This is a genomic window from Bifidobacterium pseudocatenulatum DSM 20438 = JCM 1200 = LMG 10505 (assembly GCF_001025215.1).
In the GTDB taxonomy this organism is placed as follows: domain Bacteria; phylum Actinomycetota; class Actinomycetes; order Actinomycetales; family Bifidobacteriaceae; genus Bifidobacterium; species Bifidobacterium pseudocatenulatum.
This window is the reverse complement of the sequence record NZ_AP012330.1, coordinates 633,970-653,259: the sequence shown is the minus strand read 5'-3', so window position 1 is coordinate 653,259 and position 19,290 is coordinate 633,970. Positions and strand designations below refer to the sequence as shown.

16 protein-coding genes are annotated in these 19,290 nt (G+C 55.9%); 3 read left to right on the top strand and 13 right to left on the bottom strand.

The features are described 5' to 3' along the window. Positions 1 to 181: 181 nt before the first annotated feature. The 5 genes from BBPC_RS02680 to BBPC_RS02660 form a co-directional block, all read right to left on the bottom strand. Positions 182 to 934: an ABC transporter ATP-binding protein gene (locus tag BBPC_RS02680; RefSeq protein ID WP_004219651.1), complete on the bottom strand. Its 753-nt coding sequence runs from the start codon at positions 932 to 934 to the stop codon at positions 182 to 184. A gap of 38 nt (positions 935 to 972) precedes the next feature. Then, complete coding sequence (locus BBPC_RS02675) at positions 973 to 1,758, bottom strand: ABC transporter ATP-binding protein (RefSeq protein WP_004219652.1); 786 nt, start codon at positions 1,756 to 1,758, stop codon at positions 973 to 975. Further along, positions 1,755 to 2,675: an ABC transporter permease gene (locus BBPC_RS02670; protein ID WP_004219653.1), complete on the bottom strand. Its 921-nt coding sequence runs from the start codon at positions 2,673 to 2,675 to the stop codon at positions 1,755 to 1,757. The genes BBPC_RS02675 and BBPC_RS02670 overlap by 4 nt, the downstream gene beginning before the upstream one ends. Further along, complete coding sequence (locus BBPC_RS02665; protein ID WP_004219655.1) at positions 2,672 to 3,652, bottom strand: ABC transporter permease; 981 nt, start codon at positions 3,650 to 3,652, stop codon at positions 2,672 to 2,674. The genes BBPC_RS02670 and BBPC_RS02665 overlap by 4 nt, the downstream gene beginning before the upstream one ends. A gap of 190 nt (positions 3,653 to 3,842) precedes the next feature. Continuing rightward, positions 3,843 to 5,498: an ABC transporter substrate-binding protein gene (locus tag BBPC_RS02660; RefSeq protein WP_004219657.1), complete on the bottom strand. Its 1,656-nt coding sequence runs from the start codon at positions 5,496 to 5,498 to the stop codon at positions 3,843 to 3,845. Between the two features lie 201 nt (positions 5,499 to 5,699). On the opposite strand from BBPC_RS02660, the gene coaBC reads away from it, so the two are divergent. After that, entirely contained in the window at positions 5,700 to 6,983 is a 1,284-nt protein-coding gene (gene coaBC, locus BBPC_RS02655; RefSeq protein ID WP_033524264.1) for a bifunctional phosphopantothenoylcysteine decarboxylase/phosphopantothenate--cysteine ligase CoaBC, read from the top strand. Positions 6,984 to 7,041: 58 nt separating this feature from the next. After that, positions 7,042 to 7,812, top strand: coding sequence for a type III pantothenate kinase (locus BBPC_RS02650; RefSeq protein WP_004219663.1), 771 nt, complete (start codon positions 7,042 to 7,044; stop codon positions 7,810 to 7,812). 145 nt (positions 7,813 to 7,957) lie between these two features. Here the strand turns inward: BBPC_RS02650 and BBPC_RS02645 are convergent, their stop codons facing one another. The 5 genes from BBPC_RS02645 to BBPC_RS02625 form a co-directional block, all read right to left on the bottom strand. Next, positions 7,958 to 8,377 carry a nuclear transport factor 2 family protein gene (locus BBPC_RS02645; RefSeq protein ID WP_033524263.1) on the bottom strand — a complete coding sequence of 140 codons (420 nt, stop codon included), beginning with the start codon at positions 8,375 to 8,377 and terminating at the stop codon, positions 7,958 to 7,960. A 26-nt stretch (positions 8,378 to 8,403) separates the two neighbouring features. Beyond that, positions 8,404 to 9,243 (bottom strand): sensor histidine kinase, encoded by an 840-nt coding sequence (locus BBPC_RS02640; RefSeq protein ID WP_197540803.1) that lies wholly within the window; start codon positions 9,241 to 9,243, stop codon positions 8,404 to 8,406. 188 nt (positions 9,244 to 9,431) lie between these two features. Then, positions 9,432 to 10,079 (bottom strand): response regulator transcription factor, encoded by a 648-nt coding sequence (locus tag BBPC_RS02635; RefSeq protein ID WP_004219669.1) that lies wholly within the window; start codon positions 10,077 to 10,079, stop codon positions 9,432 to 9,434. Between the two features lie 20 nt (positions 10,080 to 10,099). Next, positions 10,100 to 11,467 (bottom strand): ABC transporter substrate-binding protein, encoded by a 1,368-nt coding sequence (locus tag BBPC_RS02630; protein ID WP_171025391.1) that lies wholly within the window; start codon positions 11,465 to 11,467, stop codon positions 10,100 to 10,102. A gap of 259 nt (positions 11,468 to 11,726) precedes the next feature. Further along, entirely contained in the window at positions 11,727 to 13,085 is a 1,359-nt protein-coding gene (locus BBPC_RS02625; protein ID WP_004219673.1) for an ABC transporter substrate-binding protein, read from the bottom strand. A 278-nt stretch (positions 13,086 to 13,363) separates the two neighbouring features. Between BBPC_RS02625 and BBPC_RS02620 the strand changes: the two genes are divergently transcribed. Further along, a complete protein-coding gene (locus BBPC_RS02620) occupies positions 13,364 to 14,923 on the top strand; it encodes an alpha-N-arabinofuranosidase (RefSeq protein WP_004219675.1) in 1,560 nt (519 codons plus the stop codon). A 98-nt stretch (positions 14,924 to 15,021) separates the two neighbouring features. Here the strand turns inward: BBPC_RS02620 and BBPC_RS02615 are convergent, their stop codons facing one another. The 3 genes from BBPC_RS02615 to BBPC_RS02605 are packed head-to-tail and all read right to left on the bottom strand — an operon-like array spanning position 15,022 to position 19,131. Further along, the gene (locus tag BBPC_RS02615; protein ID WP_004219676.1) at positions 15,022 to 17,091 is read right to left on the bottom strand and encodes a beta-galactosidase; all 2,070 of its coding nucleotides are present in this window, start codon (positions 17,089 to 17,091) and stop codon (positions 15,022 to 15,024) included. 39 nt (positions 17,092 to 17,130) lie between these two features. Then, on the bottom strand, positions 17,131 to 18,144 hold the full coding sequence (locus BBPC_RS02610; protein WP_004219678.1) for a carbohydrate ABC transporter permease: 1,014 nt from the start codon (positions 18,142 to 18,144) through the stop codon (positions 17,131 to 17,133). Between the two features lie 57 nt (positions 18,145 to 18,201). Beyond that, positions 18,202 to 19,131: a carbohydrate ABC transporter permease gene (locus tag BBPC_RS02605; protein WP_370622450.1), complete on the bottom strand. Its 930-nt coding sequence runs from the start codon at positions 19,129 to 19,131 to the stop codon at positions 18,202 to 18,204. Between the last annotated feature and the right edge of the window lie 159 nt (positions 19,132 to 19,290).

Below are 19,290 nucleotides of genomic sequence, written 5' to 3'. Positions count from 1 at the left end.
ATGAACCACGCGCCCCTCGGGCGGTTGGTCAGCGACAGCAACAACAAGAGAAATTGAACATGGCTCACACAATAGCACACGTAACGACATCGGCGTGTCTTACCTGTTCATATAGCGGCAAAAAAGCCTGCAATCATGCGGATTTCAACATGATCGCAGGCTTTTTGCGCAGTGTCACAAATCAGAGCGAAGCCGCGTCCAGCAATCGTTTGGTGTAATCGCTGGTCGGATGGTGCAACACGGTTTCCGTAAGTCCGCATTCCTCAACGCAACCGTCGTGCAACACCATAATGCGATCTGCGATATGCTGCACCACTCCCAAATCGTGTGACACCATGATCAGCGCCATATCAGGTTCGCCGCTACGAATCGCAGCGAACGATGCGAGAATCTGCGTTCGTGCGGCCACGTCGACGGCGCTCATCGGCTCGTCGGCAAGCAATACTTTCGGATGATCCGCAATGGCACGTGCGATGGCCACGCGTTGCGCCTGACCGCCAGAGAGGTCCACGGGGAACCGATTTTCATATGCGGCAGGGTCGAGACTCACCATGCGGAAGGCTTCCGACACGCGTTCCGCAATCCGTTCCTGCGACCAATCAGGGTGATGCAACCGCAATGGTTCGGCAACGGATCTGCCGACCCTCCAACGCGGATCCAACGAGCCGAATGGGCTTTGGAACACCAATCCGCAGCTACGCCGCAGTTCGCCGGCGACTTCGCCTTGCACAGGCTTGCCGAAATACGTAATCTCGCCCGTTTCAGCGTGTTCGAGCCCCAGCAATACTCGTGTAAGGGTGGTTTTGCCGGATCCGGATCCGCCGATCACCGCAAGGCACTCCCCCGAACGTACGTCGATATCAACATCGTGCAGCACCTGACGACGCTGTTGTTTCGCACCGTAGTATTTGTTGATGCCGCGACCTTGCAGCATTGTGGTTTTTTCGTTTTCGCCCGTCACAACCGTTCTCCTTATTTGGTTTCGGCATCGATCCGCAACGACAGCGCACGTGCCGAAGTCGCCAATTGCGAAGCGACTTTAGTGTGCGGCGACTGCAGGATATCGGCGGTTTGTCCTGATTCGGCAACACGTCCATCAGCAAGTACATAACAGCGTGTGGTTGCATGATTGAGTACCGCGAAATCGTGGGTGATGAAGAGCATGGATGCGCCGGAATCGTCCACCAACGATGCCAGCAGATCGACGATCTGCCGTTGCGTGATCGAATCCAGCGCGGTGGTTGGCTCGTCGGCGATAATCAGGCGCGGCGACGTGACCAATGCGGCCGCGATGCCGACGCGCTGCTGTTGTCCGCCGGAAAGTTCATGCGGATATTTGTTCAGCACATCTTCCGGCAGCCTGACTTTGGCGAACATTGCTTTGACACGGTCCAACCGTTCGTCACGGGTCAGATCGTAATGCAAACGCAGTGGCAGCGCGACCTGCTGCGCCACGGTCATCACCGGATTCAATGCGGCGGAAGGATTCTGGAACACCATGCCCACATAACGACCACGCAGATCGGCGATCGCTTGATCCGACGCTCCGACGATTTCAGTACCACCCATGTCAATACTGCCGGAAACCTGCGCGGAAAGCGGCAGCAAGCCCATGATGGATTTGGCGATCATGGATTTGCCGGAACCGGACGAACCGATCAAACCGACACGTTCACCGTCGGCGATGTCCATATCGACATCATGCACAATCGGCATTCCATCGATGACGATATTGAGATTACGGATGCTGACGCTCATGCGCGTTCCTCCGATTCAACATGGGTGGCTTCACCTTGCCGCAATGCCGGATTCGTCAGCGGATCGATGGCGTCACGCAACGCATCGCCAAACAGATTCAGCGCTATCACCATCAAGGTGACCACCAATCCCGGCCACACCACAGCCATCGGATAAATGCTGATGAATTTCACGGACGTGGCAAGCGAATGCCCCCAACTGGGCACTCCCGCACCGACGCCAACACCCAGATACGTCAATCCAGCCTCCGCCAAGAGCGACGTGCCCGCACTCATCGACAGCTGAACGCATAACACCGGAACCGTATTCGGCACAATATGCGTGAAAAACACGCGTAACGAACTCGCACCCGACCACAAAGCCGATTCCACATGGTCAGAACGTGCGGCGAGCATGGCCGCGGGGCGTAGAATACGCGCCAAATTCAGCCCGTATGCAAGTCCGCATGCGGCGATGATCACCGCTGCCGACGCGCCGAACGGCACGGAAAGCATCAAGGCGATCAGCACTGTTGGAATGGAAATCAACGCATCCACCACAACCACCGACGTGGAAGCCAATGCGCCATGGCGAGACACCATGGCCGCCACCAGCAGCAGGCCGATGGCCGCGGCAACCACCACGGTAAGCAGCGCGATCGCAAGATTCGTACGGGAACCGGCCATCAGCCAGCTCAACACATCAGCGCCAACACCATCAGTACCCAACATGTGAGCGCCGGACGGCGAAGCCCACGTGTTGAATCCGTCAGTATCAAGCAGCGAATATGGCGTCCACACCAGCGAAATAGCCGACACAACCAGCCATATCGCAAGCATGATCAGCGAATACTTGCCACCAGCGGTACGCCATATGGAGGGAATCACGGTTTTCACAGCGTTTTTCGAAGTAGTTTTCTCAGCAGACTGTTTCATCATGCAAGCACCTCCCCCGACACCAATCCGGCATCTTTCAGACGCGGATCAAGCGCACGATGCACCACATCAACCACTAATCCAAGCAAGAGGAAGAACGTAGCCAACAGGAACAATTCGCTCTGCACTGCAATCAGATCTCGATTGCCAACATCGGTGACCAGCATGGTGCCAAGCCCCGGAAGCGCGAACAGATTCTCAACCACCATTACACCGGTGACCATCTGGGCGAACGTCAAACCGATCACCGACACCAATTGCGGTGTGGCAAGACGCAAAGCGACGCGCAATACCGCCTGTTTGCGGGTCATGCCGCATGCCATGGCCATGTCGACCGCCTGAGACGAGGCCTTGTCCCCCACGGCGGCACGCGTGTAACGCATAATGGACGCGCCTGCGGTAACGCCGGTGGCGAGCGCCGGAAGTATCAAAGAAGCCAACGCCTGCAAGGGCGCGCCCCAGCCATTATCGGGAAAACCTTGAGCAGGCAGCAATCCCAACAGTCCTGAACCGCGTGAGAACAGCAGAATCAACAGCAATCCGCCCCATAATGCGGGAATGGCGCCGGCAACAATCGCAATACCGTGACAAAGCCCACGCAAGCGGGCATTACGGGTCAGCACAGCAGCGCAACCAAGCGGCAGGCCGATCGCCAATGCGATCAGCAAACTCACGATGATCAGTGGAAACGTTACCGAAGCACGAGACGCAACCTGTGCCGACACCGCTTTGCCTCCGATGGTGGACACACCAAGATCGCCATGCAGCAATCCCAGCATCCAATCGCCGTATTGCGCCACGTACGATTTGTCCAAGCCAAGTTCGGTACGAAGCGACGCGATACGTTCAGGGGCTGCGTTCGTTCCTGCGATCACCGCAGCCACATCGCCCGGCAGCATGCGCAACAGCACGAACACCAGAAGCGACAGACCGAACAGGGCCACGACGAACAGTCCCAGCCGTTTGACTACAAATCTCATAGTTGAACCACCATTGGTCTATCGCTCGATCCGTGCGTTTGCAGCGATACGCACCTATTCACCGTCATTACCCTACCCAACAATATCGCGCCAACGTGTGGCGGTGCCGCAACGATGCCGCTGCAAACACCGCCACACATCAGTTTTCATCACTTGTTTTCCGCCGATTTTCCATCGATTTTTCGTCGATTCACCGCGCCTTGGTGATCTGCCACAATGGCAGCACCGTCTGGCTCAGCTTGCTGGGGAATCCCTGCACGTTCTTGTTGTATGCCACCGTCACACGATAGCCGAACAGCCAGTCGGCGGGGGCATCCTCGCTTACTGCTTTCGCAGCCTGCTTCAGGTAGTTTGCACTGGATTCCTCATCGGTGGCGGCGAGCGCCTTGGCATACAGTTCTTGGGCTTGCTTGCCGTCGTAGTGGAAGTAGTAGTCGGGCGTGGTCCACTTGTAGAAGTCGTGGCTTTCGGCGTGGTCCACCAACGAAAGTTCATAGTCGCCGTTGGCGTGCACGTCTTGCAGCCATGTGGAGAATTCCACGTAGTTGATGCTGAGATCAATGCCGATTTTGGCGAGCTGGCTACGCAGTTGGTCGCCGAGTTCCGTGCCGTACGTGTTGGCGTAGGTGAGGGTGAGTTTCAGCGGATTATCGGTGGAATAGCCGGCTTCAGCCATGAATTCCTTGGCTTTGTTCACATCGTACGGGTACAGGTCGGTCAAGTCCTCATAGCCCGGGTCCACGGATGGGATCGGCCCGCCGAGCGCATAGTCGACGTTACCGCGCGAAGCGATGATTTCCTCATGGTTGATGCCGTAACGGATTGCCTGACGCACGCGCTTGTCGGCAAGCTTGCTGTTCGCGCAGTTGAAGGCGAGCACGTATTTGTCGCTGCCGTCCGCCGCGGACACCTGATACGTGTTGGTGTCAAGCGATTTGGCGAGCGTGGCGTTCACCGGGGAAAGCACGTCGACTTCGCCGCTTTTCAGCGCGTTGACGGCTGCGTTATCGTCGGTGAGGAATTTGATGATCACGTTTTCGGTTGCGGCCTTGTGTGCGCTTCCCCAATACTTCGGGTTGGCTTTGAGCGCCATTTTGCTGGCGGAATCGAAGGATTCCACCGTGTACGGGCCCGATCCGACGGCTTCGGTTTTCGCGTTGTATTCGGCGTCCTTATCGAACACCAGGCCGGGGCGTCCGGTCAGGTACCACAGCAGGTTGGAATCGGGGGTGCTGAGCGTGAGCTTCACGGTGTCGCTATCGACCGCTTCGGCTTTTTCGAGGCTTTCGACCTGATTGGCGTTGTAATACTGCTGTTCTTTGAGCTGGTTAATGGACCAGGCCACATCTTCGGCGTCCAACGTGTCTCCGTTGGAGAAGTTCATGTTCTCGTTGAGATGGAACGTATACGTTGTGCCGTCGTTGGAAATATCCCAGCTTTTCGCCAGTCCCGGCTGCACTTTGTTGTCGGAATCGCGCGACAGCAGCCCTTCGTACACATTGCCGATCAGCACCTGTTCGATCGCCGATCCGGACTGGTGACGAATGTCGAGACTTACGGGGGCGAGTTTCAGTCCAATGGTCACGGTGTTGGAGGCGCCATTTTCCGCGGTATCGCTGGATGCGTTGTTGTTACGGAACACGACGACGCCCACAATGATGGCGACCACTGCGATCACTGCAATGATGGCGATGATCCACTTGTTGGGCCCCTTGGATTTCGGTGATTTGGCACGCGCGTTCAAAGTTGCGTCGGTGCTTGCCGAGTTTGCGGGCTGATTGTTGTGTTGTTCGTTCTTCTGTTCGGTTGCGTCGGCTTCGCCGTACGCACCTGAAGATTGCGACATGATTGCTCCTGTTTGATTATGTGTTTGTTCTGGTTGACCGCCTGTACGGGTCGATCACCAAAGTCTGATTCTACAATCCGCCATGCCCGCAGGATTCATCTGACGGCAATGCCGCAATGCCGCATGCCTCAGCCGGTTCGATATATACTTGACGCAGTTTTCGTAAGTCTTGCCAACGTCAAGGGAAGGACAATATCGGCTATGGCGCATATTCTTCTCGGCGTGACCGGCAGCATCGCCGCATTCAAGGCCTGCCATCTCGCCTCCGACTGGAGCAAGCAGGGACATGAGGTTCGCGTAGCCATGACCGCGGCCGCGCAGGAGTTCGTCACCCCGTTGACGTTCAGCTCGCTCACGCATACGCAGACGCGCACGTCCATGTTCGCAGCACAGCGCAATGACGGCGATGTTGCGCATACGCCATCCGATCCGCTGCATATCAATCACGTGGATGATGCGAAATGGGCGGACATGCTCGTCATTGCTCCCGCGAGCGCCGATATCATTGCGAAAATCGCATGCGGCATTGCCGACGACCAGCTGACAAGTACCGTGCTTGCCTATAGCGAGGGACCGAAAATCCTATGCCCTGCCATGAACGTGCACATGTATGAGAATGCCGTGACGCAACGCAATCTCAATGCCTGCCGTGAACTTGGATGGACCATTGTGGAGCCGGGATCCGGTATGCTTGCCTGCCAGGATGTTGGCAAGGGGCGCATGGAGGAGCCTGCTGCGATCGAAGCTGCCGTAGCTGATCTGCTGCGTGCGGACCAGCCCGCAGAAACGTTGCCATTGCACGGATTGCATGTGCTCGTCACCGCCGGCCCCACACAGGAGCCGCTTGATCCCGTGCGCTACCTCACCAATCATTCCACTGGAAAAATGGGCTATGCGATCGCCGAGCAGGCACGCGATATGGGCGCGGATGTGACGCTGGTATCCGGCCCTGTCACATTGAGCGCTCCCCGCGGCATTGATACGGTTCACGTCACCACCGCGCAGCAAATGTTCAACGCGGTGCAAGAGCATTTCACGCAGGCCGATTTGACGATTATGGCCGCTGCCGTCGGCGATTTCCGCCCGATTGAGCAGTCTTCGGAGAAAATCAAGAAGAACGGGCGCGTCAATATCGATCTGCGGCTCACTTCGAATCCCGATATTCTCGCATGGGCAGGCGCGCATAAAACCGCCGGTCAAACCTTGTGCGGTTTCGCCATGGAAACGCAGGATCTTGAATCGAACGCAGCGAAAAAACTCACATCCAAGCATTGTTCCATGCTGGTGGCCAACAATCTCAACACTCCCGGCGCCGGATTCGCGGTGGATACGAATGTGGTGACCGTGCTGAAACCCGGCGAAACCACCGACGAACCGATCATCGAGCATTGGAACAAGATGAGCAAGCAGGAATTGGCGGAACGCATCCTCACCGAATTGGCAGCGTTGCGCAATACCGAATCCGCTGAATCGCAAGCATCGTAACCATCAACCAACATCACAGGAAATAGCGTCAATACAGCAATCGTAAGGAGAATTCGACATGCTTCTGGTCGCAGTCGACATCGGCAACACCAATGTGGTGATCGGCTTTCTCGATGACGGGCATATCGCCGGCACGTATCGCATCACCACGAAGGCGAACCACACGTCGGATGAATATGGCCTGATGATCACGCAATTCCTGCGGCTGAGCGGCTATGCGCCGGGCGATGTGGACGATGTGATCATCACGTCGGTGGTGCCGAAGGTCATGCATTCGTTCCGTGCCAGCATTGTGAAATTCCTCAATATCGATCCGATGATTGTTGGACCGGGAGTCAAAACCGGCATCAATATTCGCATGGACAATCCGCAGAATATGGGCGCGGACTGCATTGCCGACTGTGCGGGAGCCTACTACGAGTATGGCGGGCCGATTCTGGTGGCGGATTTCGGCACGGCCACCACATTCAACTATGTGACCGCCGATGCGTCGGTGATTTGCGGGCTCATCACCACCGGCATTCGCACAGGCGCGGCCGCCTTGTGGGATGCCACGGCCCAGTTGCCGGAAGTGGAGATCACGCGCCCCTCGTCGATTCTGGCGAAAAGCACCAGGCCAGCCATGCAGGCCGGCCTGTATTACAACTTCCTTGGCGGCATCGAACGTACGATCGCGCAATTCCATCGTGAAATCGACGAGGATTTCCGCGTGGTTGCGACGGGCGGATTAAGCCGCGTGTTCGCCGACGATACCGACATGATCGACATTTATGACCCTGATCTGATTTTCAAAGGCATGCTGCATATTTACGAGCGTAACGTACGATAGAAAATCTTATATTTTAGATATGTGCAATCTCAGTACATAATAATGATGGTTGTCTTGCTTTCAATCGAATACAAGACAACCATCATTATTTTTGTATTTTAAGAAAATACAAGCCTCTCCGAATTGCGTAGAACTTCATACACTTCTAAAACCAATTCGCCTTTTGATTTCTAAATTGAGGGATGTCGCTTTCTTGATAGGGATTATAAGTATTACGGTTACACCCAAACTCTTTTAATGCTTTTATTTTATTGTCCTCTGTCCATTCGACCAAAGAAACGCCGTCAAATTCCTCTATATCCCCATTATTCATTTCATTTTTGAAATACCATTCTACAATCGTTTGATTGTCTTTATGGAAGAATTGCCTGATTTCCCAAATTACCACTTTTCCACGGGTATTCCATTCCTGAAACCAATGCTTTACGGTTTTACGATTGCTATACTGGGGACACCAACTTTCTGTATAGAGGACATCTTCTGTAAAAATATCATCAATACCCATATCTTTCTGATAAAGCCACATATCAAACCACAGTCGGATCGTTTTTTCTCGTTCATTCATAATAGAAACACCTCGCTCATTTACTTTCATTTTGTAGGGAGCATAATAGAAAATTTCGAACCTTTGCCCGGCTCCGAAATCACCTTGATATAGCCGCCCTGCCACGTTACGATTTCGCGGGCCAGATACAGGCCAATGCCCACGCCCTGCTGCTCGTGTACTTCTTCCTCACGATAGAAGCGCCGGAAGATGGCGGCCTGATTGCTTTCGGAAATGCCCTTGCCGGTGTCGGTCACTTTGATCTCCACATACACTTCCCACAGTACCACCGACACAGAGATCTTCCCGCCTGCCGGGGTGTACTTCACTGCATTGTCAAGCAGGTTAAAGAGGGCTTCGGATGTCCACTTGCTGTCATGGGAAACGGTCAAATCCTCCGGGCAGTCCACAGACACGGCGATTTCCTTTTTCTCCGCTGCATACACGATCCCACTCATGGCCTGCGCCACGGTATCAAAGAGGCGGCCCGATTTCTTATCCAACTGGATCACGACCGTTTCCAGCCGGGAGGTTTTCACAAGGGCTTGAAAGAGAAAGTCCAGCTTATCCGTCTGGCTGCGGATTCCCCGGATAAAATCGGTGCGCTCCACCTCGGTCATGGGCTTTTCCAGCAGGGTGTCCGTCGCCATTTTCAGATTGCTTACAGGCGTTTTTACCTGATGGGAAATATCTGATACAAGGGTTTGTAACTCCTGCCGTTTCTCGTCCACCCGGCGGCGGTTCTCCTGCATGATCTGGTAAAGCCTTGCCAGCCGGTGTCCGATTCTGGCAAGCTGGGTTTCGCTGTCCTCTGGGCGCTGGGGCGCTTCATTCCCGGCGATCATGTGGTTTAAAGTCTGGCACAGGTCAGCGGTAAACTGTGACAACCGCTTTCCAAACGCCTGCGTCAGTACAAAAATCCCCACAAGGGCGCACAAGCAGCGGCGCCCCGCCCGTCAGCAGCACCGCAACCTGTTTTGTCACAAGAAACAGGGCTATGGTGATCCCGGACACGGAGAGGACAACCCTATTGCCACCCGGCCAAACAGCCGCTTTACTGAGAGGTTTTGAAACTTCATTTTGCCTCGCCTCCCGTCCATCGATACCCCATGCCGTAAACGGTCTTAATGTAGGGTGCGCCGCCGTCGGCTTCGATCTTGCTGCGAATCCGGCTGATGGAGGTTGTCAGGGTGTGTTCGTCCACAAACCTTTCGTCTATATCCCACAGTTTTTCCAAAAGCTGCCCGCGGGTCAGCACTTGCCGGGGATTTTTGCGGAACAGGTTCAGCATTTTGTACTCCATCGGGGATAGGGTCAGGGGCTTGCCGTTTAAGGAAGCCGTCTGCTCCGGGAAGTCCAGAAACAGCCGCCCGTCGTCGTAAATATCCTTGGCCGGTCTGTGGTGTTTCAGCATGGTGAACATGGCTTTGATTTTTCGCTGCAAGGCCCCGATTACAAAGGGCTTTGTGATGTAGTCCACCGCGCCCGCCTCATAGCCCCGTATCTGGTCACTCTCCTGATCGTTGGCGGTTAGGAAAATCACGATGGTGTCTGGGTGTTGGGGCTTTATCAGCTTGCACATCTCAAAACCATTTCCATCCGGCAGGTTGATGTCCAGCAGCGCTAAATCAAATTCCCGCTGGCGGATGGCGTCGGCTGCGGTTCTGGCATTTAGGGCAGAAGTCATGCCGTAGCCGTCTGCGGTCAGGTTATAGTCTGACATCTTATATGAATAATTAATATTTATTGAATAGTGAAGCCCTGATTGGCTCCGTATTCCTTCAAATCCTTCTGCCACAGCGCAATACCGCTTTTCAATTTGAGACGATCAGCGGAATCAGTTTCCTTCAACGCGTCGCCGATGGCGGATTTGTCGGACACTTTGCCACCGGCCGCGATGATATTCAGCCTGTCCTGCTCTTTGCGCAACCGGCTCGACCATTTGTAGGCCTTGCCTACGGTAGTGCGGAAGTCGCTTCGCGCATACACTTCAAACGGCAGATACTGGTAACCGGTCGACACGTTTTCCGCGGCTTGGGAAAGCACGCGATTGTATTCCTGACCGCCGAAATACGGGATTTCAATGCCACGTTCGTCGGTCACGGTGGTTTTGCGCAGGAATTCCCGATCAGACAACGTGATGTTATCGGCGGGGAACGCACCGCCGTCCACACGGGCTTTGATGCCTTCCGCGTTATGGCATGCGTATTCGATGAAACGATATGACGCTTCGGGCTTGCGCGAACGCTGCAACACAGCCAGCGCCGAACCGCCGTTTTCCGACGTGGTATAACTGCCATCCGGCGTGGGCATCTGTGCCACACGCCACAAACCCGCAGTTCCGGGAAGGTTCGACATGAGCAGCGACGGCAGCCAAGCACCGGAGAACATGGAGGCGATCTTCCCCTCCCCCACGGCTTCCTTCCACCCATCGGACCATGTGGTCAGATTGGTGGCGACCAAACCTTCGTCGATCATTTTCTGCCAGAATTCGGTGAAGGTTCTCGTACCCTCATCGTCGGTGAGGTTGATCGTCACGTTTTTGCCGTCGTTGGAGGTGGAGAACGGACGGCCTCCGGCAAGCCAGATCATCGTGTCGTAGAAGCTGGCGTCACCCGAATCGGCTGCGATGTACACGCCGATGCTTTTCAGCTTTTTGGCCGCCTCGTAATAGTCGTCCCACGTGCGAATCTTGGAGGCATCGATGCCTACCTGCTCGAACACGCTGTCGTTGTAGAAGAACGCCATTGGACCGGAATCCATGGGAAGGCCGTACACGCGGCCGTTCAGCTGCACCGAAGCCCACGTACCGGGCGTGTAGAAATCGCCGTAGCCTTCCGTACGCCCGGTGATCGCCACCAGCTGGCCGCTTACCGCGTACTGGCGCAACGCATAGTATTCCAATTGCACCACGTCGGGAATGCCGTAACCGTCTTGAATGGCGTTGTTGAGATTGTCGTAACCGCTTGTGTTCTTCCAAATAACGTGGATGTCGGGGTTTTCCTTTTCGAAGCTGGCAATGACCTGTTTCATGCTCGGCTCCCACGACCACACGGTGATTTCGGTGCGGGAATCGACGTTGGCTCCGCAAGCGGCCGCACTGACTGCCATAATGGCCGCACAGCAGATGGCGATGAGTCGTTTCACCAGTTTCAAGCCGATTCCTTCCGTTTGATGTTCCCACACGAAAACGTACGTACAGACATACGCATTCGAGTGTACGTCAGTCACCCGAAAGCCAGCGTACAATCCTCCAATCTCTTCGATTCAGCCACGCAATCCACTGATAGCTCAAAAAAGCGTCCGCCGATTGACAATCCCTCAATCCACAGACGCTCATATTTACCGATTCCACTATGGAATCATGCAGCTACTTCACGGTGTAGCCCTGCTGAGATGCATAATCCTTGATATTCTTTTCCCAAGCCTGAACACCTTCAGCAAGGGTGACGGACTTGTCGGTATATGCACCACCGGCATCATCGCTATATACGCCACGCGCATAAACCTCGAACGGCAGGAACTTGTAGCCAGTCGAAACATTGGCCGCAGCCTTGGCGAGCTCCTCATTGAACTTCTGACCACCGAAGTATTCGTGCGCATTGCCATCGGAATCAGTCAGAGAGGTCATGTTCAGGAAGTCATCAGAAGCGAGAGTGTCGTTATCGGCAGGGAATGCGCCGCCAGCGACGCGAGTCTTGATGCCTTCGGCATTGTGGCACGCATATTCAGCGAACTTGTATGCAGCTTCGGCCTTGGCCTTGTCATCCGTCTTGACCATCGCCAGCGAAGAACCACCGTTCTCGGAATTGGTTTCAGATCCATCCGGAGTCGGCATCTGAGCAACACGCCACTTCCCCTCACCGTCAGGAGCACCGGAAAGCAAGTTGTACGGCATCCAAGCACCGGTCAGCAGCGAAGCGATAGAGCCGTCATTCAAACTCTTGTTCCAATCATCACTCCAGCCTGCGGTCTTGGTATCGATAAGATCATCATCAATCATCTTCTGCCAGAAATCAACAAAAGTCTTGACCTTGGAATCATTGCTGAGGTTGATGGTGACGGACTGTCCATCGGAACCAGTGGAGAACGGCGTCGCGCCCGCCAGCCATGTCATGGAATCGAAGAAGCCAGCATCACCAGAATCGGACGTAATGTAGGACCCTGTTGCGCGAACCTTCTTGGCAGCATCGTAGAACTCATCCCACGTCCTCACCCGAGTCGGATCGACCCCGGCCTTATCAAACACATCCTTGTTATAGAACCATGCCATCGGTCCGGAATCCATCGGCAGTGCATACACACCGCCATTAAGTTTCACAGAAGCCCACGTGCCCGGCGTATAGAAATCCGAGAACTTGCCCGCACCAAACTGACTCAGGTCTTCAATCTCTCCACGAACCTGATATTCGGGAAGTGCATAATACTCAATCTGCACCAAATCTGGCGCACCTTTACCTGCAGAAAGCGCATTGTTCAAAGCCGTGTATTCGGTCTTGTTCGTGCCGGCATTGGTCACCTTAACAGTGATGTCCGGATTGGCCTTTTCAAAATCCTTCACGGTACGCGGCAAAGTGGAATCCCAAGACCATACCGTAATTTCAGTCTTACCACCCTCTGTCACCCCCGAAGAACTCGAATTCGAGGAACTCCCGCAGGCTGCGACACTAGTCAGCATCGCAGCAGCAGCAACCAGAGCGATTGTTTTCTTGGATGCAGTGAACTTCATCGTTCTTCCTTCCTTTAAATATGGCCGACCTCCTACATCGACCAACATTATCGGCTATGAATCATTCATTGACCCTTCCGACAGTCATGAGGATAACACAAAAGTTATGTTTACGCAAACAAATAGGCAAATCGTTGATTTTACAGTATTTCTTTAGTTACCTAGCATATTTTGTTTAGCTACGCAAACACGATATGATTGCATACTAGACGTATGCATATCCGTCGAAGCTCGCGCAACGCAGACATTTCATCAGACCACTCATCGAAAGGAACGGCATGACTTCCGGAACCAGCACAATCACAGTGCAAAAAAACAGCGCAATTGCCGATATACCACCCCGCATTTTCGGATCATTTGTAGAACATCTTGGACGTTGTGTCTACGGAGGCATTTATGAGCCAAGTCACCCCACAGCCGACGAAAACGGATTCCGCCAAGACGTCATCAATCTAGTCAAAGAACTTGGTGTGACCTGCGTGCGTTACCCCGGCGGCAATTTCGTCTCTGCCTACAATTGGGAGGATGGCACAGGGCCACGGGGGCAACGCCCAATACGACGAGATCTCGCATGGCACAGCACCGAAACCAATGAAGTCGGTATCGACGATTTCTACCGATGGAGCAAGAAGACCGGTACCGAAATCATGCTTGCCGTCAATATGGGCACCCGAGGATTGAAGGCCGCACTGGAAGAGTTGGAATACGTCAACGGAGCGCCCGGCACCGAGCTTGCCGATCGCCGCGTACGTAACGGAATCACCGAACCAATGGACATCAAAATGTGGTGCATCGGCAATGAAATGGATGGCCCTTGGCAGGTGGGACATATGAGCCCTGACGAGTATGCCGCAGCCGTGGACCGAGTCGCACACGCCATGAAACTCGCGGAATCAGGCTTGGAACTCGTGGCCTGCGGCTCCTCCAGCGCCCATATGTCAACGTTTGGATCCTGGGAACGCAGCGTGCTTACCAAAGCGTACGACAATCTCGATTTCGTCTCCTGCCATGCCTACTACTACGAACGTGGGGCAAAATCGTTGCAAGATTATCTGGCAAGTTCACAAGACATGCAAACGTTCATCTCCACCGTGGCGGCATGTGCAGACGAAGCCAAAAATGCCCACACAGGCGATCATGATATAGCACTGTCATTTGATGAGTGGGGCGTCTGGTATTCCGACGTCTGGAATCAGCAGGAAGCTGAATGGAAAGCCCAATCAGGCAAGGATCTTCATCATGAGTCATGGCCGAAAGCACCGCGTCTGCTCGAAGATATCTACAATGCAGCCGATGCAGTGGTAGAAGGGTCGCTGATGATCACTCTGCTTAAGCACTGCGACCGAGTGCGTTCTGCCTCGCGCGCGCAGTTGGTCAATGTGATTGCGCCAATCATGGCCGAAAAGAACGGTCCCGCATGGCGTCAAACTGTCTTCTATCCGTTTGCCGAAGCCGCACAACACGCCCATGGCATTGCCTACAGTCCAGTCATCGACTCTCCCAACGTAGAGACTGAATCTTTCGGCTTGGTCAATGCCCTTGATTCAGTAATCACTTGGGACGAAACGAATCATTCCGGTCTTCTGCTTATGGTGAATCGCGACGCATCCGACGCACATAAGGTTACGGCTTCTCTGTCTCAACTGCCGTATTTCGACATATCCGACTTCCATATAGACAAGGCCATTATTCTGCATGACGACAATCCATATCAGCGTAATTCCGCAGACGACCCAACCGCAGTGACACCCCAAGAGCTTCATGCAACAATCGACAATGGATCAGTTCACTGCACTTTGCCAGCAATCAGTTGGGCTGCAGTGGAATTCCACGCCTAGTTTTTATTCGAATAGTATAAATTAAATGGGTGTCGGCAGATTGACAATCATCAACCTGCCGACACCCATAATGTTGCGATTATTTGCTTGCTGTCCGCTTACTGCTTAGTGACGATCACGCCGTTCGGTTTAATCGAGGCCGTTTCGCCGTCCACGTCCGCGAACGAGGAGACCACGACTTCGCCTTCCACCGGAACCCGGACCGTCTCATGCGTGCGGTTGAACGAGAACACGAACCTCGAACCGTCCGCGCCCTCACGTTCGACGTGCAGCACTCGGCCGTCGTTTCCGCCCGCTTCGGCCATGCCGAGCGAATCAAGAATTTCCGGCAGGCTCAACGCGATGCCGTCCCGCCCGAGGCGCGCGCCCACGTACACGCTGCGACCTTCGCCGAACGTGTGCGCGACGATCGCCGGAGCGCCGTCCATGCCGGTCCACGGATCGTCCTTGAACGTTTCCAGCACGGTGGCCGTCCCGTCGACCGAGCCGATCACGTCGGCGATATCGTGCGCGACCGCGCCGTTCGACAACTCGAGGCGATCCGGCACGCCCGTGAAATCGTCGCCCATGGGCATGAATTCCTCCACGCGCACGCCGACCACGTCACGGATCGAGCCCGGATACCCGCCGAGCCACACGTGGTCCTTCTCGTCCGAGATGCCCGTGTAGTAGGTCACGACCAGTCGACCGCCGCCCACGACGTAATCGCGCACCCTGCGGGTCGTTTCCTCGGAAAGCAGGTATACGCTCGGCAATACGACCATCTCATAGTCATCCCAGGCGCCGCGCACCGGCACCACGTCGGCGGTCACACCCTGATCGGCCAAAGCGCGGAACCACGCCAATGGCTCGTCCACGTGATGCACGTGCTGGGTCGGCGTGGCGGTGTGTTCGGTGGCCCATTCGGACTCGTAGTCGAATACCACGGCCACACGGGACTTCGCGAGCCTCGATCCCAGAATGCCCTCGTCGGACAGTTTGTTCAGATCGGCGCCCAGCTCGCACACGTCGCGGAACACGGCGGAATCCTCGCCCGCGTGGGGCACCATCGCGGAATGGAACTTCTCCGCGCCTGCCTTGGACTGCCTCCACTGGAAGTAGCACACCGCGTCCGCACCCATGGCCACATGAGCCAAAGAGTCGCGCACCAGCTGGCCGGGCTCCTTGCGGTAGTTGATCTCACGCCAGTTGACCGCGCTGGTGGAATGCTCCATCAGGAACCACGGATCCTTGCGTGCGATGCCGTCGACCAGGCTCGCGGAGAACGCGAGCTCGTCCAAGTGGGCCTCGCCCGGAATGAAGTAATGGTCGTTCGACACGAAATCGACCTCGTCGCCCCAATCGTCGTAGTCCAACACCGAACCGGACGCGGACACCATGAAGTTCGTGGTCAGGGGCAGATCCGGCGTGATCTCGGCAAGCGTGTCGCGCTCGGCGATGTAGAACGCCTTCAACGCGTCCGAGCTGAACCGCTTGAAGTCGAGCAGCTTGCCCGGGTTCATGAAGTTGCCGTCGCCGATGAAGCGCGGAGGCACGATCTCACTGAAGTCGTTCATGCGCTGTGCCCAGAACGCCGTGCCCCACGCGTCGTTCACCGCGTCGATGGTGCCGTAGCGTTCCTCGCACCACTGCTGGAACGCATGTTCGGCGTCCTCGGAATAGTCGAAACGGTTGTGGCAGCCGTACTCGTTGCTCACATGCCATGCGACCACGTACGGGTTGCCCTTGTAATGCTCGGCCATCGCACGGCACAGCTTCAGCGCGTACTCGCGGAACACCGGACTCGTGGGCCTCCAATGCTGGCGGGCGCCCGGCTGGCACACGTCGCCGCGGTAGTCTTTCCACAGCACCTCGGGATGCGCCTGGGTGAGCCACATCGGCGGCGACGCGGTGGCGGACGCCAAGTCCACTGCGATACCGGCCTCGCCCAGCTTGTCGATGATGCGGTCGAGCCAGTCGAAATCGTACACGCCCTCGCTCGTCTCGATCTTCGCCCACGAGAAGATGCCGACGGACACGAGGTTCACGCCCGCCTTCTTCATCAGACGGACGTCATCATCCCACACTTCCTCGGGCCACTGGTCCGGGTTGTAGTCACCTCCGTACCAGATGCGTTCCTGCTGTCCAGCCAACGGCTGCGGCCAACGATAGGCTCTACGTTGAGTCATATCCACTCCTTTGTTTTTTTGTCAACTATCCTAACAAATTCATTCCTTGACGGCGCCTGCGGCAAGGCCGGACTGCCAGTACTTCTGCAGGCACAGGAACGCGATGACCAACGGGACGATCGTGATCAACGAACCCGTGACCACCAGGTTCTGGATCGCCTGGCCGCCAGCGGTGCTCGCCTGGTCCTTCCACTGGTTCAGACCGATCGTCAGCGGATACCAGTTCGAATCCTTCAGCATGATCAACGGCAGGAAGTAGTTGTTCCACGTCGCCACGATCGTGAACAGGGCCGTCGTCACGATCCCCGGGGCGAGCAGCGGCAGGGATACCTGGAAGAACGTGCGGAACTCGCCGGCGCCGTCCACGCGGGCGGCTTCGAGCAGCTCGGTCGGCACGGCCTGGTCGGAGAAGATCCACATCAGGTACAGGCCGAACGTCGACACCAGGCTCGGGATGATCATGGCCCACGGGGTGTTCGTCAGGTTCAGCTTGGCGAACAGCAGGAACTGCGGCACGGCCAGGGCGATGCCCGGCACCGAGATGGCGCCGATGATCACCGCGAACACGGCCTTGCGTCCCGGGAAACGGAACTTCGCCAGGCCGTACCCGCCCATGATGGCGAGCAGGGTCGCGCCGCCGGCGCCCACGACCACGTACAGGATCGTGTTCAGGAACCAGCGTCCGAAGATGCCGTCCTGGTAGGTGAACACGGTCTTGATGTTGTCCCACAAAGCGAACGTGCGGCCGAAGCCCAGACCGAACGTGGACGTGAAGTCCGCCTGCGTCTTCGTGGCGTTGATCAGCAGGTACACGAACGGGAACAGGCAGTACACCGCGAACAGCGCGCACACGATGGTCAGCAGCGTGCTCCTGCGCGGGTTCGCCACGTTCGCGAAGCCGGACTTCGCAGCCCTCTTGCGCTCGGCCTTCTCGTCGCGCGCGACCCTCTTGAGGCGTTCCTTCTCGGTCTTTTTCGCGGCCTTCTCCTGGGCTTTGAGCTCCTGAGCGGTGAGCCTCTGCTCCGTGCCCGCGGCGATTGTTGCGTCACTCATTTTCGATGCTCCTTAGCGTTTCTTCCCCTATATGCGGATGGTTCGCGCCACCGGGCGTTACTTCATCTGCTCCTTCATGCTGTTGAGCTGCACCGCGTACGCGATCGCCATCGTGATCACGGCCATCGTGATCGCCAGGGCGGCGGCGTAGTTCGACTGGTTGCCCGCGAAGCTCAGGTTGTACGCGTACATGTTCGGCGTGTAGTACGTGGTGATCGCGTTGCCCGGCACCATGTTCTGCAGGATGCTCGGCTCGTTGAACAGCTGGAACGAGCCGATGATCGAGAAGATCACCGTGATCGCGAGCGAGCCCTTCAGTTCCGGCAGCTTGATGGACTTGACGATCTGCCATTCGCCCGCGCCGTCGATCGAGGCGGCCTCGTACAGCGAATGCGGGATCGTGGACAGCGAGCTGTAGAAGATCAGCATGTTGTAGCCGGTGAACTCCCACGTCACGATGTTGCCGATCGAAGCGAGCAGCACGCTTGGGCTCAGCACGTCGAGGTTCGTGCCCAGCCAGTCGTTCAGGGAGCCGACCAGACCGTACTTCGCGCCGTACATGAAGCCCCACACCAAAGTCGACACCACGGCCGGCACCGCGTACGGCAGGAACGTGGAGATGCGGAAGAACTTCGCGCCGTGCAGCTTCATGGAATCCAACGCCAGGGCCATCGCCGCCGACAGGAACAGCATGATCGGCACCTGCACGCAGGTGAACAGCGCGACCCTGCCGACCGAGCTCCAGAACTGCTGGTCGTGGAACAGACGAATGTAGTTGCTGATTCCCACGAACTTCGTGCCGCCGATCATCTGCTTCTGGAAGAAGCTGATGTAGATCGCGTACAGAATCGGGATCACGAACACGAACACGAACACCAACGCGAACGGCCACATGAACTTCCAACCACGCCAATCCGCCTTGTGTTTATTGACACGCACGGTTGCCGAATGCAGTGGCATATTGGCAACAACTTCCGTTGCTGACATCATTCCTCTCCTTCGAGGCAATACCATTTCACAGGGCAATTTACACCCCCGTAAAACAGCTCCTTCCAAATGTTTGCGTTATCATAATAACACCATATTCCAAAAGTGTCTACTTTTCGCACATTCTAGACCACATATTCACTTCATCGAACAAATTGC

Bases quoted from the DNA above. Each gene is read 5' to 3' on its own strand.
- BBPC_RS02680 (WP_004219651.1), bottom strand. From the start codon at position 934: ATGCTGCAAGGTCGCGGCATCAACAAATACTACGGTGCGAAACAACAG.
- BBPC_RS02675 (WP_004219652.1), bottom strand. From the start codon at position 1,758: ATGAGCGTCAGCATCCGTAATCTCAATATCGTCATCGATGGAATGCCG.
- BBPC_RS02670 (WP_004219653.1), bottom strand. From the start codon at position 2,675: ATGATGAAACAGTCTGCTGAGAAAACTACTTCGAAAAACGCTGTGAAA.
- BBPC_RS02665 (WP_004219655.1), bottom strand. From the start codon at position 3,652: ATGAGATTTGTAGTCAAACGGCTGGGACTGTTCGTCGTGGCCCTGTTC.
- BBPC_RS02660 (WP_004219657.1), bottom strand. From the start codon at position 5,498: ATGTCGCAATCTTCAGGTGCGTACGGCGAAGCCGACGCAACCGAACAG.
- coaBC (WP_033524264.1), top strand. From the start codon at position 5,700: ATGGCGCATATTCTTCTCGGCGTGACCGGCAGCATCGCCGCATTCAAG.
- BBPC_RS02650 (WP_004219663.1), top strand. From the start codon at position 7,042: ATGCTTCTGGTCGCAGTCGACATCGGCAACACCAATGTGGTGATCGGC.
- BBPC_RS02645 (WP_033524263.1), bottom strand. From the start codon at position 8,377: ATGAATGAACGAGAAAAAACGATCCGACTGTGGTTTGATATGTGGCTT.
- BBPC_RS02635 (WP_004219669.1), bottom strand. From the start codon at position 10,079: ATGTCAGACTATAACCTGACCGCAGACGGCTACGGCATGACTTCTGCC.
- BBPC_RS02630 (WP_171025391.1), bottom strand. From the start codon at position 11,467: ATGGCAGTCAGTGCGGCCGCTTGCGGAGCCAACGTCGATTCCCGCACC.
- BBPC_RS02625 (WP_004219673.1), bottom strand. From the start codon at position 13,085: ATGAAGTTCACTGCATCCAAGAAAACAATCGCTCTGGTTGCTGCTGCT.
- BBPC_RS02620 (WP_004219675.1), top strand. From the start codon at position 13,364: ATGACTTCCGGAACCAGCACAATCACAGTGCAAAAAAACAGCGCAATT.
- BBPC_RS02615 (WP_004219676.1), bottom strand. From the start codon at position 17,091: ATGACTCAACGTAGAGCCTATCGTTGGCCGCAGCCGTTGGCTGGACAG.
- BBPC_RS02610 (WP_004219678.1), bottom strand. From the start codon at position 18,144: ATGAGTGACGCAACAATCGCCGCGGGCACGGAGCAGAGGCTCACCGCT.
- BBPC_RS02605 (WP_370622450.1), bottom strand. From the start codon at position 19,131: ATGTCAGCAACGGAAGTTGTTGCCAATATGCCACTGCATTCGGCAACC.